This is a genomic window from Serratia sp. CY33802 (assembly GCF_052169095.1).
Classification (GTDB): Bacteria; Pseudomonadota; Gammaproteobacteria; order Enterobacterales; family Enterobacteriaceae; genus Serratia; species Serratia bockelmannii.
In genome coordinates, this window is record NZ_JBJNLL010000010.1 from 51,029 (window position 1) to 76,622 (window position 25,594).

At 59.8% G+C, this 25,594-nt stretch carries 26 protein-coding genes; 12 read left to right on the forward strand and 14 right to left on the reverse strand.

Annotation, left to right across the window (positions count from 1 at the left end; all coding sequences use genetic code 11):
- Positions 1–8 precede the first annotated feature (8 nt).
- Positions 9–1,103, forward strand: a complete 1,095-nt coding sequence (locus ACJ8HA_RS22115; protein ID WP_025304689.1) for a glycosyltransferase family 9 protein — start codon at positions 9–11, stop codon at positions 1,101–1,103.
- 36 nt (positions 1,104–1,139) lie between these two features.
- On the opposite strand, the gene ACJ8HA_RS22120 is transcribed toward ACJ8HA_RS22115, so the two are convergent.
- The 6 genes from ACJ8HA_RS22120 to rfaD are packed head-to-tail and all read right to left on the reverse strand — an operon-like array spanning position 1,140 to position 7,513.
- Positions 1,140–2,117 (reverse strand): glycosyltransferase, encoded by a 978-nt coding sequence (locus tag ACJ8HA_RS22120; RefSeq protein WP_442515520.1) that lies wholly within the window; start codon positions 2,115–2,117, stop codon positions 1,140–1,142.
- Positions 2,114–3,355: an O-antigen ligase family protein gene (locus ACJ8HA_RS22125; RefSeq protein WP_043141024.1), complete on the reverse strand. Its 1,242-nt coding sequence runs from the start codon at positions 3,353–3,355 to the stop codon at positions 2,114–2,116. The genes ACJ8HA_RS22120 and ACJ8HA_RS22125 overlap by 4 nt, the downstream gene beginning before the upstream one ends.
- A gap of 28 nt (positions 3,356–3,383) precedes the next feature.
- On the reverse strand, positions 3,384–4,550 hold the full coding sequence (locus ACJ8HA_RS22130; protein WP_043141021.1) for a glycosyltransferase family 4 protein: 1,167 nt from the start codon (positions 4,548–4,550) through the stop codon (positions 3,384–3,386).
- Positions 4,547–5,512: a lipopolysaccharide heptosyltransferase RfaC gene (rfaC, locus tag ACJ8HA_RS22135; RefSeq protein WP_025304685.1), complete on the reverse strand. Its 966-nt coding sequence runs from the start codon at positions 5,510–5,512 to the stop codon at positions 4,547–4,549. Before rfaC ends, ACJ8HA_RS22130 begins: the two co-directional genes overlap by 4 nt.
- 2 nt (positions 5,513–5,514) lie before the next feature.
- On the reverse strand, positions 5,515–6,561 hold the full coding sequence (rfaF, locus tag ACJ8HA_RS22140) for an ADP-heptose--LPS heptosyltransferase RfaF (protein WP_025304684.1): 1,047 nt from the start codon (positions 6,559–6,561) through the stop codon (positions 5,515–5,517).
- Positions 6,562–6,583: 22 nt separating this feature from the next.
- A complete protein-coding gene (gene rfaD, locus ACJ8HA_RS22145; RefSeq protein WP_025304683.1) occupies positions 6,584–7,513 on the reverse strand; it encodes an ADP-glyceromanno-heptose 6-epimerase in 930 nt (309 codons plus the stop codon).
- A 239-nt stretch (positions 7,514–7,752) separates the two neighbouring features.
- On the opposite strand from rfaD, the gene kbl reads away from it, so the two are divergent.
- Both kbl and tdh read left to right on the forward strand, forming a co-directional pair.
- Positions 7,753–8,949 (forward strand): glycine C-acetyltransferase, encoded by a 1,197-nt coding sequence (kbl, locus tag ACJ8HA_RS22150; protein WP_004931154.1) that lies wholly within the window; start codon positions 7,753–7,755, stop codon positions 8,947–8,949.
- Positions 8,950–8,958: 9 nt separating this feature from the next.
- Complete coding sequence (gene tdh, locus ACJ8HA_RS22155; protein ID WP_025304682.1) at positions 8,959–9,984, forward strand: L-threonine 3-dehydrogenase; 1,026 nt, start codon at positions 8,959–8,961, stop codon at positions 9,982–9,984.
- Between the two features lie 40 nt (positions 9,985–10,024).
- On the opposite strand, the gene ACJ8HA_RS22160 is transcribed toward tdh, so the two are convergent.
- From ACJ8HA_RS22160 to gpmM, 3 genes are read right to left on the reverse strand one after another with little or no spacing between them, the layout of a single operon-like run.
- Positions 10,025–10,978 carry a divergent polysaccharide deacetylase family protein gene (locus tag ACJ8HA_RS22160; protein ID WP_442515521.1) on the reverse strand — a complete coding sequence of 318 codons (954 nt, stop codon included), beginning with the start codon at positions 10,976–10,978 and terminating at the stop codon, positions 10,025–10,027.
- 2 nt (positions 10,979–10,980) lie between these two features.
- Positions 10,981–12,315, reverse strand: coding sequence for a murein hydrolase activator EnvC (gene envC, locus ACJ8HA_RS22165; RefSeq protein ID WP_025304680.1), 1,335 nt, complete (start codon positions 12,313–12,315; stop codon positions 10,981–10,983).
- A gap of 9 nt (positions 12,316–12,324) precedes the next feature.
- The gene (gene gpmM, locus ACJ8HA_RS22170) at positions 12,325–13,869 is read right to left on the reverse strand and encodes a 2,3-bisphosphoglycerate-independent phosphoglycerate mutase (protein WP_043141013.1); all 1,545 of its coding nucleotides are present in this window, start codon (positions 13,867–13,869) and stop codon (positions 12,325–12,327) included.
- Positions 13,870–14,166: 297 nt separating this feature from the next.
- Between gpmM and ACJ8HA_RS22175 the strand changes: the two genes are divergently transcribed.
- From ACJ8HA_RS22175 to cysE, 5 genes are all read left to right on the forward strand, one after another.
- Positions 14,167–14,601, forward strand: coding sequence for a rhodanese-like domain-containing protein (locus ACJ8HA_RS22175; protein WP_016929700.1), 435 nt, complete (start codon positions 14,167–14,169; stop codon positions 14,599–14,601).
- Between the two features lie 28 nt (positions 14,602–14,629).
- Positions 14,630–14,878 (forward strand): glutaredoxin 3, encoded by a 249-nt coding sequence (gene grxC / locus ACJ8HA_RS22180; RefSeq protein WP_019452217.1) that lies wholly within the window; start codon positions 14,630–14,632, stop codon positions 14,876–14,878.
- 57 nt (positions 14,879–14,935) lie between these two features.
- On the forward strand, positions 14,936–15,406 hold the full coding sequence (gene secB, locus ACJ8HA_RS22185) for a protein-export chaperone SecB (RefSeq protein WP_025304678.1): 471 nt from the start codon (positions 14,936–14,938) through the stop codon (positions 15,404–15,406).
- Positions 15,406–16,425, forward strand: coding sequence for an NAD(P)H-dependent glycerol-3-phosphate dehydrogenase (gene gpsA, locus ACJ8HA_RS22190; protein WP_025304677.1), 1,020 nt, complete (start codon positions 15,406–15,408; stop codon positions 16,423–16,425). The genes secB and gpsA overlap by 1 nt, the downstream gene beginning before the upstream one ends.
- Positions 16,426–16,531: 106 nt before the next feature.
- The gene (gene cysE, locus ACJ8HA_RS22195) at positions 16,532–17,353 is read left to right on the forward strand and encodes a serine O-acetyltransferase (RefSeq protein ID WP_025304676.1); all 822 of its coding nucleotides are present in this window, start codon (positions 16,532–16,534) and stop codon (positions 17,351–17,353) included.
- 61 nt (positions 17,354–17,414) lie between these two features.
- On the opposite strand, the gene ACJ8HA_RS22200 is transcribed toward cysE, so the two are convergent.
- The 5 genes from ACJ8HA_RS22200 to cpxR all read right to left on the reverse strand — a co-directional run bounded on the left by ACJ8HA_RS22200 (position 17,415) and on the right by cpxR (position 21,535).
- Complete coding sequence (locus ACJ8HA_RS22200; RefSeq protein WP_025304675.1) at positions 17,415–18,086, reverse strand: DUF3313 domain-containing protein; 672 nt, start codon at positions 18,084–18,086, stop codon at positions 17,415–17,417.
- Between the two features lie 191 nt (positions 18,087–18,277).
- A complete protein-coding gene (locus tag ACJ8HA_RS22205; RefSeq protein WP_442515522.1) occupies positions 18,278–18,766 on the reverse strand; it encodes a CHAD domain-containing protein in 489 nt (162 codons plus the stop codon).
- Between the two features lie 162 nt (positions 18,767–18,928).
- Positions 18,929–19,402, reverse strand: coding sequence for a tRNA (uridine(34)/cytosine(34)/5-carboxymethylaminomethyluridine(34)-2'-O)-methyltransferase TrmL (gene trmL, locus ACJ8HA_RS22210; RefSeq protein WP_025304673.1), 474 nt, complete (start codon positions 19,400–19,402; stop codon positions 18,929–18,931).
- Positions 19,403–19,445: 43 nt separating this feature from the next.
- Entirely contained in the window at positions 19,446–20,840 is a 1,395-nt protein-coding gene (cpxA, locus tag ACJ8HA_RS22215) for an envelope stress sensor histidine kinase CpxA (protein WP_015379421.1), read from the reverse strand.
- Positions 20,837–21,535, reverse strand: a complete 699-nt coding sequence (gene cpxR, locus ACJ8HA_RS22220; RefSeq protein ID WP_025304671.1) for an envelope stress response regulator transcription factor CpxR — start codon at positions 21,533–21,535, stop codon at positions 20,837–20,839. Before cpxR ends, cpxA begins: the two co-directional genes overlap by 4 nt.
- 148 nt (positions 21,536–21,683) lie before the next feature.
- Between cpxR and cpxP the strand changes: the two genes are divergently transcribed.
- The 4 genes from cpxP (at position 21,684) to ACJ8HA_RS22240 (ending at position 25,565) form a co-directional block, all read left to right on the forward strand.
- Entirely contained in the window at positions 21,684–22,163 is a 480-nt protein-coding gene (cpxP, locus tag ACJ8HA_RS22225; protein WP_004931122.1) for a cell-envelope stress modulator CpxP, read from the forward strand.
- 132 nt (positions 22,164–22,295) lie between these two features.
- On the forward strand, positions 22,296–23,198 hold the full coding sequence (fieF, locus tag ACJ8HA_RS22230; protein WP_141999164.1) for a CDF family cation-efflux transporter FieF: 903 nt from the start codon (positions 22,296–22,298) through the stop codon (positions 23,196–23,198).
- Positions 23,199–23,429: 231 nt separating this feature from the next.
- Complete coding sequence (gene pfkA, locus ACJ8HA_RS22235) at positions 23,430–24,392, forward strand: 6-phosphofructokinase (protein ID WP_004931116.1); 963 nt, start codon at positions 23,430–23,432, stop codon at positions 24,390–24,392.
- A 183-nt stretch (positions 24,393–24,575) separates the two neighbouring features.
- On the forward strand, positions 24,576–25,565 hold the full coding sequence (locus tag ACJ8HA_RS22240; protein ID WP_043140999.1) for a sulfate ABC transporter substrate-binding protein: 990 nt from the start codon (positions 24,576–24,578) through the stop codon (positions 25,563–25,565).
- Positions 25,566–25,594: the final 29 nt, after the last annotated feature.

The following is a 25,594-nucleotide window of genomic DNA, read 5'->3' on the forward strand; positions in this document are numbered from 1 at the left end:
GCACGCACATGTCGAAGAAATGGAAAATCAAGGTTGCCGACTGGTTCTTGCGGCGCTATACGGCGAAGTACGGCCGTTTTCAGGACAAGGCGACGTTCGACGGCGCCCAGCAATTTGACAATATCGTCATCTATTCCACCACGGCGTTGGGCGACTTCATGTTCAACACGCCGGCATTGAGGGCGATGCGGGAACGCTACCCCAACGCGCACATCACGCTGGTGGTGCACAAGAAAAACCGCGAGCTGGTGGAAAACGGCCGCTATTACGATCGCGTGGTGTATTGGGACAGCAAGATCAAGACGATACGCCCGTTGCTGAAATCGCTGCGCGAACATCAGCCGGATTTGGCGCTGATCCTGCACTCCCATCTGCCTTATGACATCATCAGCGCCGTACTGGCCGGGGCGAAGTACATTATCCGCGATAACTACAGCTCGGGCATTTGCGGGCTGGAGCCTTGGCTGACCAACTATGTCTTCCATTATTACGGCCACTTCGTGCGCCGCAAGCTGGAGCTGATTTCCATTTTAGGTTGCCGCAGCGACGATCCGACGATGGAAATTCCCGTGGATTATCAGCGCGGCGTCAAAAGCAGCGACCACCCCACCATCGGGTTTCAATTGGGGGCATCTACGGAGTCGCGTTGCTGGCCGGTTTCACACTATGCGCGGCTGGCCGATGAGCTGGTGGCGAAGCACCCCAATGTACGCATCGTGCTGATTGGTGCGCCTTTTGACGACGGCAAGGCCAAACAGTTTATGAGCTTGATCGGCCCGCAAACGCAGGCCTGCGTGGATAACCAGATCGGCAAAACGGGGCTGCAAGGCTTGCTGACGTTGCTCGACAGTTTCCATGTTCTTGTCACCGGCGACACCGGGCCGCTGCATCTGGCGGTGGCGTTGAAGGTGAAAACCATCAGCCTGTTCGTGACCGCCGATTCACGCTCCACCGGGCCGATTCAGGATCCTGAACTGCACCGCATCATTCAGGTGTCGCGTACCGGCTATACGATGCCGCTGGAGGCGGAAAGCCCGATGGGGGTTATTCAACCGCAGCGGATTTATGACGAACTGGTCGCGCACGTGCCTTTAGCGCGCTAAAGGTGCGGCGACGCATCGGCCGCGAGGCCGATGCGGTTAGCGCGGCCTGCGCCCGCGCAGCTTCGAAAGCAAGGTATCCACTCGCGCATAGCGCATCTGACGGACTTTTTTGCCCGGCACGTCGCTGTTGCGGCAGACAGCGGCGGCGCGGCGCAAAATGTGCAGCGTTGCCGGCGCGTAATGATAATACCCGTACACCGCTTTCGACATGCTTTTCACCTCGGAAAAGCAGTTGGCCAGCATCAGGGCGGCCAACCGGCGCAGCGGCTCATCCCCGGGATGCTGCGCCACAAAACGCAGCATCTTCTCCATGGCGAACAGCAGATCTTCAATATCTTTGGATTTGATATTGCGGGTGATGCCCTGGCTGTTGTCCCGATAGAAGTAGAGCTCGCAGTCAAGATGGGCGATGCGGCGAGTTTTGAAATACTGAAAAGGCGTGAAAATCACGTCTTCATAGCGCCTGCCGTCTTCGAACGCTTCCCCTGCCAGCAGCGTGCGTTTATATACCCGGCTCCAGAGATGCCACATTGAGCGCGCGAACAGCGGTTGCAGGCAGCTCAGCCCCAACGATGAAAAGTCGTAGGCTATGGGCTGCGTCGCGCGGTTCTCGGATTTCGGCGGTTGTTCGGTGAACTTCTGATAATTAAAATCGATCAGGTCATACTCACCGGCGATCAGCAGGGGATTCAGGATCGCCAGATAGTCGTCGCTTAGCAGATCGTCGCCGTCGAGAAAGGTGACGTAGCGCCCGGTGGCTTGCTGCAGGCCGACATTGCGGGCGTGCGCAATACCGCCGTTGGCCTGAGAAATAAAAGCCACCTGCGGATGCTGCCGCTGCGCCAGATACCGGCTGACCAGCGCCCCCGACGCATCGGTAGAGCCATCGTCGATGATCACCACCTCAATATCATCAGAAATCTGCGTAAATAACGAATCCAGCGCAGCGATGATGAACGCTTCGTTATTATAAAACGGCACGATAACGCTGAGCAGCGGTGGCTGAATGTTCACGCGGCCTGCTCCTGTGTGGAAGTCTGTCTCGCCACGGAGAGCACTCCGGCGATCAGCGCCAGACAGAACATGGCGGTGCCTTCCGTGCTGAAGAAGATGACGTCGCTCAGCCCGTAAACGAACAGGCTGGCGCTCACGCTCAGCAACAGCGCGTTGCGCTGCGGCCGGAACGAAGAGAAGAACAGGCAGACATAGAGTGCCAGCAGCAGCAGTACGCCCCAGACGCCCTTGAGCGAATAGGTTTCCAGCAGCTCGTTGTGCAGGTGGACGTTGATATAGGGCATAACGCCAGACAGGCGAGGTTGCTGTGCGACCATCGCACGGATCTCTTCGCCGCGCTGTTCGGCGGATTGGCCCCAGGGGGCTTGTGAGCCGGTACGCCATGCCAGCGTTTGCATCGACAGCCGTGAAATGATCGAGTTTTCAGTCTGTGGCTGATCCATCAGACGCATATCGGTCTCAAAGGCCTGAATGCGTTCTTCTATCTGCGGTTTAAACACCAGGCCGCAGGCTACGAGCAGCAGCGGTACCGAGGCCATCAACGCGAGCTTGTGTTTTCTGGAAACCAGTTGCTTGGTGGCCAGCAGCGACAGACAAATCGCCACCGGGTAGACCAGCATCGCCGCGCGGGTGCCGGTGAGCACCAGCGCAGAGAAGGACAGCAGGAATGCCGCAATGTACAACACCAGACGGTAGCGGGTGCGCAGCATCAGGATGGCTTGCATCATGACCAGATCGATGGCGGTCATCAGGTAGGCGGCGACCGTGGCGCGATCGAAGTTGAGCTCTACGCGCGGGATATCCAGACGCAGCCCTTGATAGAGCGAATAACCGTTGATCGCCAGACCGGTGACGAGAGCCACAACGATCAACAGGCGCTGCACGCACAACCGCTCATTGAGCGCAATCAGCAAGATGAAAGCGGTCGCGAGCTGCAGTTTGCCGGTCGACATATAAGAGCGATAGATATTGATGTAGTCACCCGGCTGTTTGAAGTGATGCATCCAGAGGATGGTTCCCATACCGACGCTGAACATCAACGCGGGCAGCAGCAGATTTCTAACGTTGCTGAAGTAGTAGCGCGGATACAGGCAAACGGCGATAAAGGCGATGTAGCTGGAAACGTAAAACAGATTGCGTCCGGTCGCGGAACCGAAAGGGATGGTGCAAAAAGCGATGGCGCACCCCAGATAGATCAGATAGCTGAAGGCAGGGTGCGGCGTTCTGTATTTTAGCATCGGGCGTGTTTTCCGGCTCACGTGTTGATTAAACGATAAAGGATCGCAGCGTGTCGTCGAATTCAACTTTGAACTGAGCATAGTTGAAATGTTCCGCAGGATAGCGCTGCGCATTTCGGCTCAGAGTCTGGTAGGTTTCTCGCTCCAGCAATTTCTCAACGGCATCCGCACAGTCGATATGCGACAGCAGCTTGGGCGCTACCAGGCTGTCGGTCAACGGATCGTAGACCTCATGCGGGAAGTCGACCTCGATATCGGTGAGCTGCCGGTGCTGTTCGATGGTGACCGACGGCGTCAGGCCAATGCCGCAGACCCCGTCTTTCACCGCTTCCGGCTGGCCGTCGACCTGCGGGAAGATGACCGGCACGCCGAAATAGAGCGATTCCATGCAGGACAAGCCGAACGGCTCGGTGATCGGCGTGCTCATGTAGATGTGCGTGCGATTGAAGAAACCGGCGACGTCATCCTGATAACCGCTGAAAGTGATGCGGTCGCCGAGCTGAAGCCGATCCGCCAGCGCCTCGAACGCCGCGCGATCCGGCCCTTTGCCGGCCACTTCCAGCGTGACGTCATGCCCGCGCCGCAGCAGCTCCTGCATCATCAATAAGGAAACGCTGATGCCTTTCAGGCTGACCAGGCGTGAGGCCGTGCCGATCCGGACCGGCTGCGACAGCGTTTTCGGTGTGTTGTCGATCCCTGCCGGCGTCTTGATGCGGTTGATCACCACGTGATTGGGGCAAGGCAGATTAAAGCGCAGCTCCATCACTCGCTTCGACGCGTGTGAGGCGGAAATGACGCCGTCCAGCATGGCGAAGAAACGCAGCGTCTTTTTATTCTTGGGGTAACGCCAGGAGCAGCCATGATCGTAGTAAACCAGCTTGCCGCGCTTGGGTTTGGCCGCCAGCCCCGGCACCAGGTCCCAGACGATCACCACGTCGGCGTTGGCCCGCTCGATTTTCCACTTCAGCAAAAATTTGCGCAGGAACTGCGGGCAGCGCAGCGGCAGCGCATTGATCAGGCGGTTGGCGAAGGTGACGGGCTGATGCGCAGGCAACTGGCGGCGGATCTCTTCGCCAATGTCGCCGCTGATGCACAGGACCTGGTTGCTGTCGTCGGTGGTATCGTTGATGTACTGCAGGAACAGGCGCTCGACGCCGCCCATTTTACCCAGGTTGATAATGTGCAGTTTTTTCATGCTATAACCTTTTGCAACGCCTGCCATGCCGTATCGGCGTCAATTGTCGCCATGCTTTTTTCCGGCGAAATCAGCGAGTGCTGATTTTGCCCGTAGCCGCCGATCAGGCCGGGATCGGTTGGCCCGAACAGCGTGATGTTCGGTTTGTCGAGCGCGGCGGTCAGATGACTGAGTCCGGTGTCGACCGAGACCACGCCCTTGGCGCCGGCCAGCACGTCGGCCACCTGCTGCAGGCTGAGCTTCGGCAGCACTTCGACATGTGGAAAACCTTCCGCCAAGCGTAGCGCGCGCTGATGTTCATGCTCTGCGCCCCACGGCAGTTTGATCTTCAGCCCGCTGTCGGCCGTCAGCGCGATCAGCTCGCGCCAGTTCTGCTCCGGCCAATGCTTATCGTCACGGGTTGTCGCGTGCAGAAACACCAGATATTGACCGGCATCGACCGGCGGCTGGCTGAGAAAACGCGCGGCGATGGCGTAATCGCCGTAGCTGCCCGGTTTATCGTAGCCGAGGCTTTTGGCGAACAGCTCGCGCGTGCGTTCCACCGCGTGCTGCTGTTTGTCTATCTCATGACGCACGTTGTAGAACCAGCTGGCGAACGGCTCGCGCGCGCTCTTGCAGTCCGGGCCATGTTTGTTGCCTTTGGCGACGCGGGTGATCAGCGCGGCGCTTTTGATCAGGCCCTGCGCGTCGATCACCACGTCGTAATGGCGTTCTTGCAGCGCGCGCTTGAAGTCGCAGCGCTGCTGTCGGGTGTCGCTGCCGAACCAATTTTTACGCCAGCGGCGAATGGCCACCGGGATCACGCGATCCACTGCCGGATGCCAGGTGGGGATTTGGCTGAAACCTTCTTCCACCACCCAGTCGAAGCGGATATCGGGAATGGCCTGCAGCGCGTCGGTCAGGGCGGGCAGCGTATGCAGCACATCGCCCATCGAGGACGTTTTTACGATTAACACCTGCATGACTATTCCTCGCTGGCGACAAGTAACGGCGTCAGCGCATCCAACACTTGCTGCGGCTGAATATCGATCAAACTTTGGTGGTATCCCTGCTCGGCATCTCCTTTACGCACCTTGTGATAACCGCTGATCAAGCGGATAACCCGCGCCTTGTCGGAGAGCGGCGGCGTGAAGTCGGGGCTGCTTGGGCCGTACAAGGCTATCAGCGGTTTGTTCAACGCTGCGGCAACGTGCATTAAACCGGAGTCGTTGCTGACTACCGCCCGGCAGGCCGCGATCAGGATCACCGCCTGCTCCAGCTGGGTTTTTCCGGCCAGGTTAAGGCAGAAATCGCGTGCGTCTTCCTGCAACGCGGCGCGGATCTGTTCGCCGGCCTCGTGGTCTTTTGCCGAACCGAACAGCGCGATTTGATAGCCGCTCTCGATCAGCCGTTGAGCCAGCGCTGCGTAGTGATAGTGCGGCCAGCGCTTGGCGGGGCCGAACTCCGCGCCTGGGCAGAAGCCGACGATCGGGCGGCTGTCGGTCAGGTTGAAGGCCGAAGTAGTTTCGGCGATCTCTTCGTCGCTCACCCGCAGCTGCGGCCACAGCAGCGGCTGCGGCAGATCGTCGGCGCGCTGAACGCGGCCTTTGTCATAGGCCAGCGCCACATAGCGCTGCACCATCAGCGGGAAAGCGGCCTTGTCGAGCACGCGGACGTCGTTCAGCAGGCCGTAGCGCATTTCGCCCCGCCAGCCGGTGCGCTGCGGGATATCGGCGAAGAAAGGCACCAACGCGGATTTGAACGAGTTGGGCAGAACGTAAGCGCGATCGTAACGGTTGGCGCGCAGGGCGCGCCCCAGGCGGCGGCGTTCGCCGAGCCCCAGCGCGCCGTGGCCCAGCGGCATCGCCAGCGCCTGATTGACTTCCGGCATGCGCGCCAGCAGCGGACGGCACCAGGCCGGCGCCATCACATCGATCTCCGCCGACGGGTATTCGGCCTTCAGGGTGCGATAGAGACTTTGCGACATCATCATGTCGCCAACCCAAGAAGGGCCGATAACCAGTATTTTCATACCCAGCGTTAATTCCTTCAGCTTATGCGGTGCGGTTCAACCAGGCCATATACTCTTTCACGCCTTCGGCGACCGTTTTGAACGGTGCGTCGTAGCCGGCGGCGCGCAGCTTGGTCAGATCGGCCTGGGTGTACGCCTGATAGCGGCCCTTCAGCTTTTCCGGGAACTCGATGTATTCCACCGCGCCTTTCTGATGGAAGTCCACCACCGCGTCGGCCACCGCCTGGAAGGTTTCCGCCCGGCCGGTGCCGCAGTTGAAGATGCCGGATTTGCCGGTTTCCCAGAACCACAGGTTAACCGCCGCCACGTCGCCGACGTAGATGAAGTCACGCTTGAAGTTTTCGCTGCCGGCGAACAGTTTCGGGTTTTCGCCGCGGTTGATCTGGGTGTTCAGGTGGAAGGCGACGCTGGCCATACTGCCTTTGTGGCCTTCGCGCGGGCCGTAAACGTTGAAGTAGCGGAAGCCGCAGATCTGCGAGTCCGCTTCCGGCAGGATCTCACGCACGTACTGATCGAACAGGAATTTGGAGTAGCCGTACACGTTGAGCGGCGCTTCATACTGACGCTCTTCGATAAACTCTTCGCGGCCGCCGTAAGTGGCGGCTGAGGAGGCGTAGAGGAACGGGATTTCGCGATCCAGGCAGTAGTGCAGCAGATCTTTGGAGTACTGATAGTTGTTGTCCATCATGTACTTGCCGTCCCACTCGGTGGTCGCGGAGCAGGCGCCTTCGTGGAACACCGCTTCGATTTCGCCCAGATCGTCGCCGGCCACGATGCTGGCGATAAAGTCTTCTTTATCGATATAGTCGGCGATATCCAGATCGACCAGGTTGACGAATTTGGTGCCGTCTTTCAGGTTATCCACCACCAGGATATCGCGATATCCCTTGTCGTTCAGTGCCTTAATGATGTTGCTGCCGATCATGCCGGCGCCGCCTGTGACGATAATCATTGGGTTACCCCTGCTAAGCTGCTGGCGGGGCACAATGCCCCACGCTCAATGGCGGTTATCATAGCATTTCATGCCGCGGCAAACAGCGTAAGGGCTCCGAATATCCCGCATTGCCATTGAAGTCCGCTTTTTGCCGTGATATCTGCTGCAATTTTAATATTCTCTCCCGCGCATTCTCGTCAGTTTGGTTACAAATCAGTAAAATATGCCGTAAATAGCCCAATCCTGGAGATAACCGAATGTCAGCGTCTTTTTATCAGCAGTTGGAACAACAGCTTGCCGCCACTCGCAGTGAAGGGCTGTTCAAGGAAGAACGCATCATCACCTCCGCGCAGCAGGCGGATATCGCCGTTGCCGACGGCAGCCATGTGATCAACTTCTGCGCCAATAACTACCTGGGCCTGGCCAACCATCCGGCGCTCATCGCCGCCGCCAAGTCGGGGATGGACAGCCACGGTTTCGGCATGGCGTCGGTGCGCTTCATCTGCGGCACCCAGGACAGCCACAAGCAGCTGGAACAGAAACTGGCGGCCTTTTTGGGCATGGAAGACGCGATCCTGTACTCCTCTTGCTTCGACGCCAACGGCGGGCTATTCGAAACCCTGCTCGGCCCGGAAGACGCGATTATCTCCGATGCGCTGAACCACGCGTCGATCATCGACGGCGTGCGCCTGTGTAAGGCCAAGCGCTATCGCTACGCCAATAACGACATGACCGAGCTGGCCGCGCAGCTGAAACAGGCCAAAGCCGACGGCGCGCGGCACATTCTGATCGCCACCGACGGCGTATTCTCGATGGACGGCGTAATCGCCAACCTGAAAGGGGTTTGCGATCTGGCGGACGAGTATCAGGCGCTGGTGATGGTGGATGACTCCCATGCGGTGGGCTTTGTCGGCGCCAACGGGCGCGGCACCCATGAATACTGCGAAGTGATGGGCCGCGTCGATATCATTACCGGTACGTTAGGCAAAGCGCTGGGCGGCGCGTCCGGCGGCTACACCGCCGCCAAGAAAGAAGTGGTGGAGTGGCTGCGCCAGCGCTCGCGTCCGTACCTGTTCTCCAACTCGCTGGCGCCGGCGATCGTCGCCGCGTCGATCAAAGTGCTGGAACTGCTGGAAGAGGGCGACGCCCTGCGCGATCGCCTGTGGGCCAACGCGCGTCTGTTCCGCGAAAAAATGACCGCCGCCGGCTTCACCCTGGCCGGCGCCGATCACGCCATCATCCCGGTCATGCTGGGGGAGGCGAAGCTGGCGCAGGAATTCGCCAATGCGTTGCTCAAGGAAGGCATCTATGTGACCGGTTTCTTCTATCCGGTGGTGCCGAAAGGCCAGGCGCGCATCCGTACCCAGATGTCCGCCGACCACACCCCGGAGCAAATCGAACGCGCAGTGGCGGCGTTTACACGTATCGGTAAGGATCTTGGCGTTATTGCATAAGGTAAAACCATGAAAGCACTGTCAAAACTGAAAGCGGAAGAAGGGATTTGGATGACCGACGTGCCTCAGCCGGAGCTGGGCCACAACGACATCATGATCAAAATCCGCAAAACCGCGATCTGCGGCACCGATGTGCATATCTACAACTGGGACGAATGGTCGCAAAAAACCATTCCGGTTCCGATGGTGGTCGGCCATGAATACGTGGGCGAAGTGGTGGCGATCGGTCAGGAAGTCAAAGGCTTCAGCATCGGCGATCGCGTGTCCGGTGAAGGTCACATCACCTGCGGCCACTGCCGCAACTGCCGCGGCGGCCGCACGCACCTGTGCCGCAACACCGTCGGCGTGGGCGTGAACCGTCCGGGCAGCTTCGCGGAATACCTGGTGATCCCGGCGTTCAACGCCTTCAAGATCCCGGATAACATCTCCGACGAACTGGCTTCGATCTTCGATCCGTTCGGTAACGCGGTACACACCGCGCTGTCGTTCGATCTGGTCGGGGAAGACGTGCTGGTGTCCGGCGCCGGCCCGATCGGCATCATGGCGGCGGCGGTGTGCAAACACGTCGGCGCCCGCCATGTGGTGATCACCGACGTTAACGAATACCGTCTGGAACTGGCGCGCAAGATGGGCGTGACCCGCGCGGTGAACGTCAGTAAGGAAAACCTCAACGACGTGATGGCCGAGCTGGGTATGACCGAAGGATTCGACGTCGGTCTGGAAATGTCCGGCGCGCCGCCGGCGTTCCGCACGCTGCTCAATGCCATGAACCACGGCGGACGCATCGCCATGCTGGGCATTCCGCCTTCGGATATGTCGATCGACTGGAACCAGGTCATCTTCAAAGGGCTGTTTATCAAAGGGATTTACGGCCGCGAAATGTTCGAAACCTGGTACAAGATGGCGGCGCTGATCCAGTCCGGCCTGGATTTGACCCCGATCATCACCCACCGTTTCTCGATCGACGAGTTCCAGCAGGGCTTCGACGCCATGCGCTCCGGCAAGTCGGGTAAAGTGGTGCTGAGCTGGGATTAATCTCGGCAGACGTGAAAAAGGCCGGAATTCCGGCCTTTTTTTATGCTTGCGGTTTGGCTTGCGTCCAGTGTTGCCAATGACGCTTGATGAAGGTCACCGGCGGCGAGGTGGCTATGCTGTCGGCGATGACGCCCAGCGCGGTGCCGGCGTTGGCTTTTTCCTTCGGCGGTTTGACCTTGCACTGTTTGATGCCACCGCTGAACGGATTTTTCGGCTGCGGTTTTTGCGGTTTGACCGGCGGTGGAACGTAGCTGCCGCCGCCGTTGCCCTGCGGTTCGTTCAGCAGCGCGCTCGGTTTGACCAGCACGATATCGGCGGGCAGCGACGGCAGCATCTGCTGCAGCACTTTCACCGTCGCCGGACGTGGATGCCCGATGGCGATGGCGGAACCGTTGCGCCGCGCCAATTCAACCGCGCGATTGAACTGGCGGCGGATGTCGGCTTCGTTCGCGGTATCGTCGAGGAACACCTTGCGTTTGATCACTTTCACGCCGGTGCCGGCCGCGGCGCGGGTCGCCTGGCTGTTGCCGATGGTCATGCTGTCGAGGAAGTACAGGCGGTAGCTTTCGAGCGCCTGCATCACTTTCTGCATGCCCGGCAGGCTGGAGGTCATGGCGCTGCCCATGTGGTTGTTCATGCCGACCGCGTAAGGCACATTGTTCACCGCGTTGCGGATGATGCGCTGGATCTCGTCGCTGCTCATGGCAGGCTGCAGGGTATCGCGCTCCAGCGGCTGCTTGCTGAGCGGCGCCATTGGCATGTGGATCAAGACTTCGCGGCCCTGGCTGTGGGCGCGAGTGGCCATCAGGCGGGCATGCGGCGCGTTGGGCAATACCGCAACCGAGATCGCCGTTGGCATTTGCAGCACTGCGTTTTCTTCGTGAGGGCGGTAGCCCACGTCATCGATGACGATGGAGAGTTTTCCTGCCTGCGCAGCGTAAACCTGCAGCAGACAGCCTATTAACAGAGCTATACGGGTTTTGACATAGTGCAAATCTATCTTCCCAACCACGGCAGTGGGTTAACCGCCTGTCCCTGACGACGGATTTCGAAATAGAGCGACGGCGTTCCCTGGCCGCCGCTGGTGCCGACCAGCGCGATCGGCTGGCCGGCGCGCACCTGCGCCCCGACGTTGACCAACGCGCTTTGGTTGTAGCCGTACACGCTCATGTCGCCTTTACCGTGTTCGACCACCACCATCAGGCCATAGCCTTGCAGCCAGTCGGCCAGCAGCACGCGGCCATCGGCGACGGCTTTCACTTCGCTACCTTCGCGGGCCTCAATCACCATGCCTTTCCAGCGTAGCTCGCCCTGCTGCTGTTCGCCAAAGCCGTGCAGCGTGCGGCCGCGTACCGGCCACATCAGCTGGCCGGCCGGACGACCGAGACCGCCGGTGCGCGCCATCAGCGAGCGATCGGCTTCGCTAGGTTTGTAGGTGGTGCCGGTTTTCTTCGCCTGCTGTTCCTTGATGCGCACCTGTTCGCGCACTTTGGCCGCTTCACGCGCTTCGCGTTCGGCGCGCGCACGGGCTTCGCGCTCCGCCCGGGCGATCTTGTCGCGCATGCGGGCTTCGTTTTGGCGCAGTTCCACCAGGCGTTGTTGGTCTTTTTCCAGCGAGGCTTCCAGCGCGGTCAGCGTTTTTTTGCGGGCGCCGCGCGCCTGCTCCAGCTTCTGCTGCTGTGTTTGTTGTTCGCTCAGTAAGGATTTTTGCTGGCCCTGTTTGGCCACCAGCGTGGTTTTTTGCTTCGCCAGCTCGGCGCGGGTCTGTTTCAGCTCTTCGATGGTTTTCTGGCGCGCTTCGTTCAGATAGCCGAAATAGGCCAGAATACGTTCGCTGCGCTGGCTTTCTTCACCGCTGAGGATCAGCTGCACGGCGCTGTGCTGCCCTTGCCGGAAGGCGGCGTCGAGCTGTTTGGCGAGGAGGTTTTGTTGGGTCGATTGCTGCTTTTGCAGTTTGGCTATCGAGGCGTTCAGGCCGGAAATATCCTTGCTCAACTGGGTGAGCGTGCCCTGGGTGTCGCGCAACTGGCGGCTGGCCTGGGCGATGGTTTTTTCCTGCTGACGCAGCTGATCCTGCAGCGAGCTGCGCTGCTGCTGCTGCTGCTTCACCGCTTTTTCTTTCTCGGCGATGCTCTGCTGGATGTCTTTCAGCTGGGATTTATTGTCTTCCGCCGCCTGGCCGGCGAGCGGCAACAGCAAGACGCCAGCGCAAAATACGCTGGCGCACATGGCGGTGAACGTCCTTGGCGCGGTGCGTTCAGGCAGCGGCCGGCTGCCTGCGTTTGCGCTTCGGGTTACCCTTGATAGTGCAAAAAACGCCTTCTCCCTCATGGAGAAGGATTATTCCACGATGAACAGCGGCTTACCAGTCATCTCTTGCGGGATTTCCATTCCCATCAGCGTTAACAGGGTTGGCGCGATGTCCGAAAGCTTGCCGCCTTCGACCGCCCGTGCCGGTTTGCCGACGTAAATCAGCGGTACCGGCAGGCTGGTGTGGGCGGTATGCGCCTGGCCGGTGGCCGGATCGCGCATCTGCTCGGCGTTGCCGTGATCGGCGGTGATCAGCAGTTGGCCGTCGACGTCGCGCACCGCGTCAACCACCTGGGCGATGCAGGCATCCAGCGTCTCCACCGCTTTGACCGCTGCTTCATACACGCCGGTATGCCCCACCATGTCGCCGTTCGGGTAGTTGCAGATAATGGCGTCGTATTTGCCGCTGCGGATGGCGCTCAGCAGTTTGTCGGTCAGCTCGGCGGCGCTCATCTCCGGCTGCAGATCGTAGGTGGCGACCTTCGGCGAATTGACCAGCACGCGGTCTTCCCCTTTGAACGGCGCTTCCACGCCGCCGTTATAGAAGAAGGTGACGTGGGCGTATTTTTCGGTTTCCGAGATGCGCAGCTGGGTTTTGTCGTGCTTCATCAGCCATTCGCCGAAGGTGTTGGCCAGCGACGCCGGCGGATAGGCGCAGGCGGTCGCGATGTCGGCGGCGTACTCGGTCAGCATCACGAAATCGCCGAACTGCACCCGCTTGGCGCGCGGGAAACCGTCGAAATCCGCGTTCACGAAAGCGCGGGTGATCTGGCGCGCGCGGTCGGCGCGGAAGTTCATGAAGATCAACGCATCGCCGTCCTGCATCGCGGCATCGGCCTCACCGGCGGCGCGAATGACGGTCGGTTTGACGAACTCGTCGTTTTCACCGCGCTGGTAGGCGGCCTGCAGGCCGGCGATCGCATCGTCGGCCACGTAGTCGCCCTTGGCCGCGGTCAGCAGGTCATAGGCCAGCTGCACGCGATCCCAGCGGTTGTCGCGGTCCATCGCGTAGTAGCGGCCGATCAGCGAGGCGATGCGCCCGACGCCCAGCGCGGCGAAGGCGTCGCGGCAGCGTTGCAGCGGGGCTTCGGCGCTGCGCGGCGGCGTGTCGCGCCCGTCGAGGAAGGCATGCAGATAAACGGCTTTGGCGCCGCGTTGGGCGGCCAGCTTGATCATGGCCAGAATGTGCTCTTCGTGGCTGTGCACGCCGCCCGGCGACAGCAGGCCCATGATATGCACCGCCTTGCCGGCCGCTACGGCTTTATCGACCGCGGCGGTCAGCACCGGGTTGGCGAAGAAGTCGCCGTCGGCGATCGCTTTGTCCAGCCGGGTCAGATCCTGGTAGACGATGCGCCCGGCGCCCAGGTTGACGTGGCCGACTTCGGAGTTGCCCATTTGGCCGTCGGGCAGGCCGACATCCAGCCCGGAGGCGGCGATCAGCGTATGCGGCTGCTCCCGCCACAGACGGTCCATCACCGGGGTGCCGGCGTTCAGGATCGCGTTGTCCTGCCGCTCCTCACGGTGGCCGTAACCGTCCAGGATCACCAGTACCATCGGTTTTTTGTTGCTCGACATTGCATTGACCTCTTATGAACTTTTTAAGCTGCGAATAGCCATGCGCCCGCCGCAAGCATGGCTGTTCGCCCTCGAAAAACCGGCTGATTTTACATCGCCGCCGGCGAGAAATAGCCCAAAGAGATCAAGGTTGCGGCGAATCGCGCGGGCTTTTATGCTCTGACCTCGGGAATTTCTCAGCGCAGCCCGCAGTTTCTACAATCGCGCTTGCTTATTGGCTGTATTTGCCGCACTCGGCAGGTATACTCTGGAACCTTGACTTATTTATCCCTTAACTGACGGGAGTTGTTACACCCCATGCTGCAAGAAATTATGCCATTCGTAAGCAGACACCCGATTCTGAGCCTGGCTTGGATCGCTCTGCTGGTCGCCGTGATCGTCATGACCTTCAAAAGCCGTTTCTCCAAGGTCAAAGAGATCGCTCGCGGTGAAGCTATCCGCCTGATCAACAAAGAAGAAGCCGTGGTGGTCGACACCCGCAGCCGCGACGATTTCCGCCGTGGTCACCTGGCCAGCGCCATCAACCTGACCGCCAGCGAAATCAAAAGCGGCAGCCTGGGCGAGCTGGAAAAACACAAAGCGCAGCCGATCATCGTCGTGTGCGCCAACGGCACCGCCTCCCGCGAGCCGGCGGAGAACCTGAGCAAGGCCGGTTTTGAAAAGGTGACGATGCTGAAAGACGGCATCGCCGGCTGGAGCGGAGAAAACCTGCCGCTGGTGCGCGGTAAGTAACCGTTTAACCTATTTGAGGTGGCAATCCATGGCTAACATTGATATCTACACCAAAGCGACCTGTCCGTTCTGCCATCGCGCCAAGGCGCTGTTGAACAGCAAGGGCGCGGCGTTTAACGAGATCGCCATCGACGGCGATAGCGCCAAGCGCGAAGTGATGATCGAGCGCAGCGGGCGCACTACCGTGCCGCAGATTTTCATCGATGGCCGGCATATCGGCGGCTGTGATGATTTATATGAACTCGATGCTCGCGGCGGCCTGGATCCGCTGCTTTAAGCAGCTTGCCGGCTCACCGAGTGTCAATAAGGACGTTTAACCAAGGGTATTACTCACATGTCAGAACAAAACAGCACCGAAATGGCTTTCCAGATCCAACGTATCTATACCAAGGATATCTCCTTCGAAGCGCCGAACGCGCCGCAGGTTTTCCAGCAGGAATGGCAGCCGGAAGTTAAACTTGATCTGGATACCGCGTCCAGCCAGCTGGCTGACGAAGTGTATGAAGTGGTACTGCGCGTAACCGTGACGGCGAGCCTGGGCGAAGAGACCGCGTTCCTGTGCGAAGTGCAACAGGCGGGCATCTTCTCGGTAGCAGGTATCGAAGGCACGCAGCTGGCGCATTGCCTGGGTGCATACTGCCCGAACATCCTGTTCCCGTATGCGCGCGAGTGCATCACCAGCCTGGTTTCCCGCGGTACATTCCCGCAGCTGAACTTGGCACCGGTCAACTTTGACGCGCTGTTCATGAACTATCTGCAGCAGCAGGCGGAAGGCGAAGGTGCCGCACCACATCAGGATGCCTGATGAACACCGTCAATGCTTCAATGACTGTTATCGGTGCCGGCTCGTACGGCACCGCATTGGCCATTACGCTGGCGCGTAACGGCCATGCCGTGGTGCTGTGGGGGCACAACCCCGCGCAAATTCAAACGTTGCAGCAAGATCGCTGCAATCAGGCGTTTCTGCCCGACGTTCCTTTCCCCGATACCCTGCTGCTTGAGGCCGATTTGGCGCGTGCGCTGGCGGCCAGCCGCGACGTGCTGGTGGTGGTGCCAAGCCACGTGTTTGGCGACGTGCTGCGTCAGCTGAAGCCGCATCTGCGCCCGGACGCCCGCATCGTGTGGGCCACCAAGGGGTTGGAAGCGGAAACCGGGCGATTGCTGCAGGACGTGGCGCGTGAGGCGCTGGGCGAGACGATCCCGCTGGCGGTGCTCTCCGGGCCGACGTTCGCCAAAGAGCTGGCCGCCGGCCTGCCGACGGCGATCGCGCTGGCGGCGACCGATGCGCAGTTCGCCGACGATCTGCAACAGCTGTTGCACTGCGGCAAGAGCTTCCGCGTCTACAGCAATCCCGACTTTATCGGCGTGCAGCTTGGCGGCGCGGTGAAGAATGTGATCGCCATCGGCGCTGGCATGTCCGACGGCATCGGTTTCGGCGCCAACGCCCGCACCGCGTTGATTACGCGCGGGCTGGCGGAAATGAGCCGTCTGGGTTCTGCGCTGGGCGCCGATCCTTCGACGTTCATGGGCATGGCGGGGCTGGGGGATCTGGTGCTAACCTGCACGGACAACCAATCGCGCAACCGCCGCTTCGGCATTATGCTGGGGCAAGGTAAAGGCGTGCAGGAAGCGCAGGACAGCATCGGTCAGGTGGTCGAGGGCTATCGTAATACCAAAGAGGTGTTGGCGCTGGCGCAGCGGCACGGCGTGGAAATGCCGATCACCGAACAGATTTATCAGGTGCTTTACTGCCATAAAGACGCCCGCGAAGCGGCGCTGAGCCTGCTGGGGCGAGCCCGAAAGGACGAAAAACCCAGCGCGTGACATAAAACGATATGTCGGGGCAGCGGAATGCTGACCCCGCAAATGACCTGGGCCGCTCCGCGCTACCGTGTGAAGCGGCCCGTTTGGCAAGGCAAAGGGGTATGTGATGTCGTCAGAAGAGTTGGAACAGGTCTGGAACAGCATTAAATCAGAAGCGCGAGCACTGGCTGATTGTGAACCGATGCTGGCCAGCTTTTTCCATGCGACGTTGCTCAAGCACGAGAATCTGGGCAGCGCGCTCAGCTATATGCTGGCCAACAAGCTGGCAACGCCGATCATGCCCGCCATCGCGGTGCGCGAGGTGGTGGAAGAGGCCTACAAGTCCGACAATCAGATGATCGTTTCGGCGGCGCGCGATATCCTCGCGGTGCGGCTGCGCGACCCGGCGGTCGATAAATACTCCACGCCGCTGCTTTACCTCAAAGGGTTCCATGCGCTGCAGGCTTACCGCATCGGCCATTGGCTGTGGCAGCAAGGGCGGCAAGCGCTGGCTATCTACCTGCAAAATCAAATTTCCGTCGCCTTCGGCGTGGACATCCACCCGGCGGCGACCATCGGCTGCGGCATCATGCTTGACCACGCTACCGGCATCGTGATCGGTGAAACGGCGGTGGTGGAGAACAACGTTTCTATCCTGCAGTCGGTCACTCTCGGCGGTACCGGTAAAACCAGCGGCGACCGTCACCCGAAAATCCGCGAAGGGGTGATGATTGGCGCCGGCGCCAAAATTCTCGGCAATATCGAAGTGGGCAAGGGCGCGAAGATCGGCGCGGGTTCGGTGGTTTTGCAGGCGGTGCCGCCGCATACCACCGCCGCCGGGGTGCCGGCGCGCATCGTCGGGCGGCCGGAGAGCGATACGCCGTCGATGGATATGGACCAATACTTCAACGGTACCAACCACGGTTTCGAGTACGGCGACGGCATTTGAACGCCGTTTGCGTATCCATTCAGGGGGAGCTTTGGCTCCCCCTGTGTTTTTCAGGCGGCGGTCAGCCCTGTTTCGGGAACTGGGTGATATCGGTAACGATGTCGTCGATCGCCGCCTTGACGTCATCCGCCGTGACCGGCGTGCTGTCGTTGTTGACGGTTTTACCGTAGGCCTTGCGTACCACTTCCATCACCGTTTTACCGGTATCCTGGTCGATCAACTCGCCTTCAATATACAGCGCGGTATTTTGCGTCCGGTGCCCGGTAGCCGCCATGGTGCTGGCAACCACTGCAGCGACCGGCACCACTTCATAGAACTTCATGTCTTCGTTTTCGGCCGAAACGGCGGTGATGGCGAGTTTGGCCACCAGAACGCGCGAGCCCGTCGGGCTTGGCAGAATGGTAAAGCGGTTCTGCAGCGCGGTTTTGATTCGCTGGGTCGCGTAGGCCTTAATCTTGTTCAGCGTGTCCTGGCTGACGCGCGCCGTAGGTTTCTCCGCCGGGAAATAGACCACCGGTTGGAAATAGATACCGCGATAGTTGGATTCCTTGTAGCTCGGATCTACCCAGCGCAGCGTTTTATGACCGCTTGGCGAGGTGGTTTCCTGCAGTTTGCTGTAATCGGACAAGAAGCCCGAATATTGCGACGTTTGGGTGACTTTGGACGAACAGCCCGCCAGCAACAGGCCCGCTGCCAGAACGGCCATGGCAACGCTCAAGCGTTGTTTTTTCATGTGGTTTCCTATGATGAGTGGTGATTACCCTTACAAAACATAGCGCATTATCTGCGCCTCATCGGGCATTTTCGGGGCCGGGCGTGCCCTGCTGCGGCCTTTTTTCAGGATCGTGATGCGCCGCCGGTTTTCGCCACCAGTGCGGGTGATAAGGCAACGAGCAAGACGTCCGCTCTGGCCAGCGCCTGGTGTTACTCTGCTTGCCATCGGGGCAACAAGGGCCAGAGATCCGCCTGATGTTCTGCCTGCAGGCACCAGACCTCCCGGTCGTGCCAATCGCCGAGGGCGTTTTGCACCGCTTTCAGGCCCGCCATTGCGGCGGGAGAGAGGGGGAGGCGTTGCGGGTAGGCTTCGGCCGCGTAGCGCAGGCGTTTGACCAGCAGCCGCAGACGGTGGCGATCGTAGCCGGTATCAGCCAACGCCCGGCGTAATTGCCGCTGCTGGCGCTGCAGGCGTCGATTCACACGGTGTTTGGCGAGGCGCTGCGCGATGCGGCGAAAGCGGTGCGGCCAGGCGTGCAATAGCGAAGGGAAGCTGATGAGCAGCGGGTTGGCGAGCAGTTGGCGGCAGCGGGCCTGAAAATCGCTTTGGCGCACGTTGGCCTGCCAATCGAGGCGATGGTGCGCCAATTCGACGATCAGCACCTCGAGATCGCGCAGAGGCGTCGTGAGCTTGCCCAACTCGGCGGCGGCCCGATCGAGCCGCGTTGCGCCGGGGCAGCCGCAACAGCGCCTCGTTCAGCGCCGATTCGAGCCGGCGAAGCTGGGTAACAATATCTGCGATGAAAGCCATGTGCCGTATCTGGAGAGGTTAACCCTTCCAGTATGGCGCGTTGTCGCGGATTACGCTTTGATCAGCGCGCCGGCATAGTCCAACTGCCGCCAGGCTTCATACACCACCACCGATACGGCATTCGACAGGTTCATGCTGCGGCTTTGCGCCTGCATTGGGATGCGGATTTTTTGCTGCGCGGGCAGCGCATCGAGGATGTCGGCAGGCAATCCACGCGTTTCCGGACCGAACAGCAGGTAGTCGCCGGCCTGGTAGCTGACGGCGCTGTGCGCCGGCGTGCCCTTGGTGGTGAGGGCAAACAGCCGCTGCGGATTTTCGGCGGCGAGAAAAGCGGCGTAGTCGGCATGACGGTGGACGCGGGTGAACTCATGGTAATCCAGCCCGGCGCGGCGCAGGCGTTTGTCGTCCCACGGAAAACCCAGCGGTTCGATCAGATGCAGATTAAAGCCGGTATTGGCGCACAGGCGGATGATATTGCCGGTATTGGGTGGAATTTCGGGTTCAAATAAAACGATGTTCAGCATGTTGCAGGCCCCTCGTGAACGAGGGGCGCAGGATAGCAAACTCTTACTGTTCTGTCTTAGACGATAGGCGTTGATGATGCAGCGGCAGCCACAGCACCAGCCGCAGGCCGCCAAGCGGGCTGTCTTCGGCCTTCACCCAGCCGCGATGCTGGTTGACCGCCGCCTCGACGATCGCCAGGCCGAGGCCGGTGCCGCCGGACTCACGGTCGCGCGCTTCATCGGTGCGGTAGAACGGACGGAAGATCTGCTCGCGGTCTTCGGCGCTGACGCCGGGGCCGTCGTCGTCAACCTGGATGGTCACGCCCTGATTGTCGGCGCTGAACGCCACGGCAATGCGGGTGTGTGAATACCGCAGGGCGTTGCGCACGATGTTTTCCAACGCGCTGTCCAGCGCGCTCGCGTTGCCGAACAGCGTCCACGGACCTGGCGGCGCAGCGATCTCCAACTGCTTGCCCATCTGTTCCGCTTCGAAACGGGCGTTGTCCAGCACGTCGGCCCACAGTTCGTTGGCCTTCAACTGCTCGCGCGCCAGCTCGCCCTTTTGCTGCCCGCGCGACAGCGCCAGCAGATCGTTGATCATCGAATCCAGCCGCTGCGCTTCGGTTTCGATGCGCGCCAGTTCGTGCCCTTCGCCGTGGCGGCGGCGCATCAGCGCGGTGGCCAGCTGCAGGCGCGTCAGCGGCGTGCGTAGCTCGTGCGAGATGTCCGAGATCAGCCGTTGCTGGGCGTTCATCATGCGTTCCAGCGCGCTGACCATCTGGTTGAAGCTGGCGCCGGTGGCCAGGAACTCCTGCGGGCCGGCCTCCAGTTCCGGATGCTGCTTCAGGTTGCCGCGCGCCACGTCATCGGCGGCGTTCTTCAGCTTGCGTGCTGGTTTCGCCAGGCTCCAGGCCAGCCACAGCAGCAGCGGGGCGCTGATCAGCATGGTGACGATCAGCAGCAGCAGCGGCCGGTCGAACATCAGGTTGATGAAATCGGATTGCGGGCTGTTGGCGGGACGGATCAGGTACAGCTGGTAGTTGTCTTCGCCGTCGCGCACCGCGAACGGCCCGACCAGCTCGACGCGGCCGTACTTTTTCTTCTTGGGATGATCCGAATTATCGGATTGGCCGATGAAGTTGCGGACGATCTGCATTTCGTTGCGCTGCGCGCCGATCACCCGGCCTTCGCTGGTGACCAGCAACAGGCGTTGGCCCGGCGGCGCCCATTTGTCGATGGCGCGGAACAGGCGGCGCCACCACATCAGATCGTTGGCCGGATCGTTTTGCAACTCGGCCTCGACGTGCTGTTCCAGCATCAACCCCTGCCGCTGCTCGCTGTCGAGCAGCGAGGTCATTTGGCGGGAGTCGAGCTTGGGCACCATCAGCACCAGCATTAGCACCAGGGCTAACGTAAACCAGAAAATGGCGAAGATGCGTGCCGTCAAACTGTTGATCATGTTGCAGATACCATCAAATAACCACGCCCGCGCAGGGTTTTGAACCACGGATGCCCGTCTTTGCGATCCGGCAGCTTACGCCGCAGGTTGGAGATGTGCATGTCGATAGCGCGATCGAACGGAGTCAGGCGTTTGCCCAGCACTTCCTGGCTCAGCAGTTCGCGCGATACCACCTGCCCGAGGTGCTGCGCCAGCAGATACAGCAGGGTGAACTCGGTGCCGGTCAGATCCAGCACCTGGCCGTCGAAGCTGGCCTCCTGGCGGCCGGGGTTCAGCTGCAGGCCATCGACATCCAGCGTCGGGGCGCCGCTGTCGACCTGCTGCTGCTGTTCGCTCCAGTTGGAACGGCGCAGAATGGCGCGAATACGCGCGACTAGCTCGCGATCGTTGAAGGGTTTCGGCAGGTAATCATCGGCGCCCAGCTCCAGGCCCAGCACGCGGTCCAGTTCGCTGCCGCGCGCGGTCAGCATGATGACCGGTGTCTGGTGATGTTGGCGCAGTTCTTTCAGCGTATCGATGCCGTTTTTCTTCGGCATCATGATGTCGAGCAGCAGCAGATCGATGGAGCTGTCCAGCAGCGACAACGCCTGCTCGCCATCGTGCGCGACGACGATATTAAAACCTTCCATTTCAAGCAGTTCTTTTAACAGCGAGGTCAACTCGCGGTCGTCGTCAACTAACAGAATCTTGTTCATTATGATTTACCTCCAGACGCAAAATACGTCATCAACTGTTGCCATTCCATGACTTTACGTAGTTTTACATGCACTGACGCAGGTTTTCAGGTGTAGCGGTACACTGCTCCTCGTTGATTCGCAAAGTGAGAAAGCTTGAGGAGTTGAAATGCGTAAGGTGACCGCATTAGTTATGGCATCACTGCTGGCAATTGGTTCGACCGCTGCCTTCGCTGCCGACACTATACCGGACACAGCCCAACCTCCCGGCAACGACGCGATGACCCGAATACCCGGCCAGCACCATATGTTCGACGGTGTCAGCCTCAGCGAACAGCAGCGCCAGCAAATGCGCGATTTGATGCGCCAGGCCCGGCACGATCTGCCTGGTGTCAATGTAGCTGAAATGGAAGCCATGCATAAACTGGTGACCGCAGAGAAATTTGACGAAGCCGCCGTGTACGCCCAGGCGGAGAAGATGGCCCAACAGCAGGTCAAGCGCCAGGTCGAAATGGCCCGGGTGCGCAACCAAATGTATAACCTGCTGACGCCAGAGCAAAAAAGTGTTTTAGACCAGAAACATCAGCAGCGTATGCAGCAGATGGAGCAACAAATTTCTGGTTTGCAGCAAGCTTCTGCCCAGAAGTGAAGTACGACTGAGTAGTCCCCTGTTTTTCCTTGCCATAGACACCATCCCTGTCTTCCCCGCCATGATGGCGGGGTTTTTTTTATCCGACATTTCGCTATATTGAGCGCCACACCTTTTGACCGGGATCCCTTAATGGAACAGCGTTATGCTCGCCTGGTAAAGTCCGCTGCGTTGGCCGCAACTGCGTTGGCGTCGTCGCTGCTGTTGATCAAAATCGTCGCCTGGTACCACACCGGTTCGGTCAGCCTGTTGGCGGCGCTGGTGGATTCGTTGGTCGATATCGCCGCCTCGCTGACCAACCTTCTGGTGGTGCGCTATTCGCTGCAGCCGGCCGATGCTGAGCACGCCTTCGGCCACGGCAAAGCGGAGTCGCTGGCGGCGCTGGCGCAAAGCATGTTTATTTCCGGCTCCGCCCTGTTTCTGTTCCTCACCGGCTTCCAGCACCTGTATGCGCCGCAAACGCTGCGCGATCCTGGCGTTGGGGTCGTCGTGACGGTGATCGCGTTAATCAGCACCCTGATTCTGGTCACCTATCAACGTTGGGTGGTCAGAAAAACCCGTAGCCAGGCGGTGCGCGCAGATATGCTGCATTATCAGTCAGATGTCATGATGAATGGTGCTATTCTTATCGCTCTTGGGCTAAGCTGGTACGGCTTCCACCGGGCAGATGCGCTGTTCGCGCTGGGCATCGGCGTATACATCCTCTATAGCGCGCTGCGCATGGGCTACGAAGCGGTGCAGTCGCTACTGGATCGGGCGTTGCCGGATGACGAACGCCAGGCGATTATCGAGGTGGTTTCCTCCTGGCCCGGGGTGAAAGGCGCGCACGATCTGCGCACGCGTCAGTCGGGGCCGACGCGTTTCATCCAGCTGCATCTGGAGATGGAAGACACGCTGCCGCTGCGTGAGGCGCATCGGTTGGCCGATCAGGTGGAACAGGCGTTGCGACACCGTTTTGCGGGGGCGGACGTCATCATTCACCTGGATCCGTGCTCCGTGGTGCCGCCGGGTAGGCAGGGGCATTGGGAGCTATAATCAGATAGAGGCATAGCGCGAAGTATTATCATGAATATCTGAGTTAGCTCAGCGTGCCATGCGGTGTTTTTACCGTTATATTGCGTGACTTGAATCAATTCAGCTGGGTGTTTTTGATATAATATCCAGCAATAAGCCGTAAAGCTGGTTTTCTGCAGCCGGAGAGGTTTCAAGACGATCGGCGGAGACAGAATTCTTAAGAAATTGCATCTACACAGTTCAGAGGTAGTCATGATCAAGAAAATCGGTGTACTGACGAGCGGCGGTGATTCGCCGGGTATGAACGCTGCAATCCGCGGCGTTGTGCGTTCTGCGCTTTCAGAAGGTCTGGAAGTTTTTGGTATTTACGATGGCTACCTTGGCTTGTACGAAGATCGCATGGAGCAGCTGGACCGCTATAGCGTGTCCGACATGATCAACCGCGGCGGCACCTTCCTCGGCTCGGCCCGCTTCCCGGAGTTCAGGGATGAAAACGTGCGCGCCAAGGCGATTGAAAACCTGAAGAATCGCGGCATCGACGCGCTGGTGGTGATCGGCGGCGACGGTTCCTACATGGGCGCCAAACGCCTGACGGAAGAAGGCTTCCCGTGCATCGGCCTGCCAGGCACCATCGATAACGATGTCGCCGGTACCGACTACACTATCGGTTACTTCACCGCGCTGGAAACCGTGGTGGAAGCGATCGACCGCCTGCGCGATACCTCCTCGTCGCACCAGCGTATCTCCATCGTGGAAGTGATGGGCCGTTACTGCGGCGATCTGACGCTGGCGGCGGCGATTGCCGGCGGTTGCGAATTCATCGTGCTGCCTGAAATCGAATTCAATCGCGAAGATCTGGTGTGCGAAATCAAGGCCGGTATCGCCAAGGGTAAAAAACACGCCATCGTGGCGATCACCGAGCACATCTGCGACATCGATGAGCTGGCGCGCCACATCGAGCAGGAAACCAAGCGTGAAACCCGCGCCACCGTGCTGGGCCACATTCAACGCGGTGGTTCACCGGTCGCCTACGACCGCATCCTGGCCTCGCGCATGGGCGCCTACGCCATCGAACTGCTGCTGCAGGGTTACGGCGGCCGCTGCGTCGGTATCCAGAACGAAAAAATGGTGCATCACGACATCATCGACGCGATCGAAAACATGAAGCGTCCGTTCAAGGGCGACTGGCTGGAAACGGCGAAAAAGCTGTACTGATTCGCCGCTCTCCGCGCGCCGAAAGCCTCCGCTTGCGGGGGCTTTTTTATGCTTGTCGGCGACATATTCCAGAATCATCTATCCCAAAATTTTTTATTCTTTAATTGCCGGGAAAGTTTCTGGCAGGCTCTGATGCTAAATCAACCGATTGAGGTTGCGTTAATTTTCTGGGAGAGCCTGTCGATGCGTAAATGGGGTGTAGGTCTGACATTGGTGCTGTTGGCGTCCGGCGCCATGGCGAAGGATATTCAGTTGCTGAACGTGTCATACGATCCGACGCGTGAGTTCTATCAGGCTTACAACACGGCATTCAGCAAGCACTATCAGGCGGAAACCGGCGACAAGGTGACGGTACGACAGTCGCACGGCGGTTCCGGCAAACAGGCGACCTCGGTGATCAACGGCATCGAGGCCGACGTGGTGACGCTGGCGCTGGCCTATGACGTTGACGCCATCGCCGAACGCGGGCGCATTGAGAAAGACTGGATCAAACGCTTGCCGGACAACTCGGCGCCTTACACGTCGACCATCGTCTTCCTGGTGCGCAAAGGCAACCCGAAGCAAATTCATGACTGGCCTGACTTGATTAAGCCGGGCGTGTCGGTGATCACCCCGAATCCGAAAACCTCCGGTGGCGCCCGCTGGAACTACCTGGCCGCCTGGGGCTACGCGTTGCACCACAACAACAACGATAAGGCCAAGGCGCAGGACTTCGTCAAAAACCTGTACAAGAACGTCGAAGTGCTGGATTCCGGCGCGCGCGGCTCGACCAACACCTTCGTTGAGCGCGGCATCGGCGACGTGCTGATCGCTTGGGAAAACGAAGCGTTGCTGGCGGAGAAAGAGCTGGGCAAAGACAAGTTCGAGATTATTACGCCGAGCGAATCGATCCTGGCCGAACCGACGGTGTCGGTGGTGGATAAGGTCGTCGATAAACGTGGTACCCGCGACGTGGCGACCGCCTACCTGAAGTATCTGTATTCACCGGAAGGGCAGACTATTGCGGCGCAGAACTATTATCGCCCGCGCGATGCGGCGGTGGCGGCCAAGTTCGCCGGGCAGTTCCCGCAGCTGAAGTTGTTCACCGTGGATGACACTTTCGGCGGCTGGACCGAAGCGCAGAAGGTGCACTTCGCTACCGGCGGCGTGTTCGACGAAATAAGCAAACGCTGATGCCGTTTGAGCGGCAATAAAAAACCCCG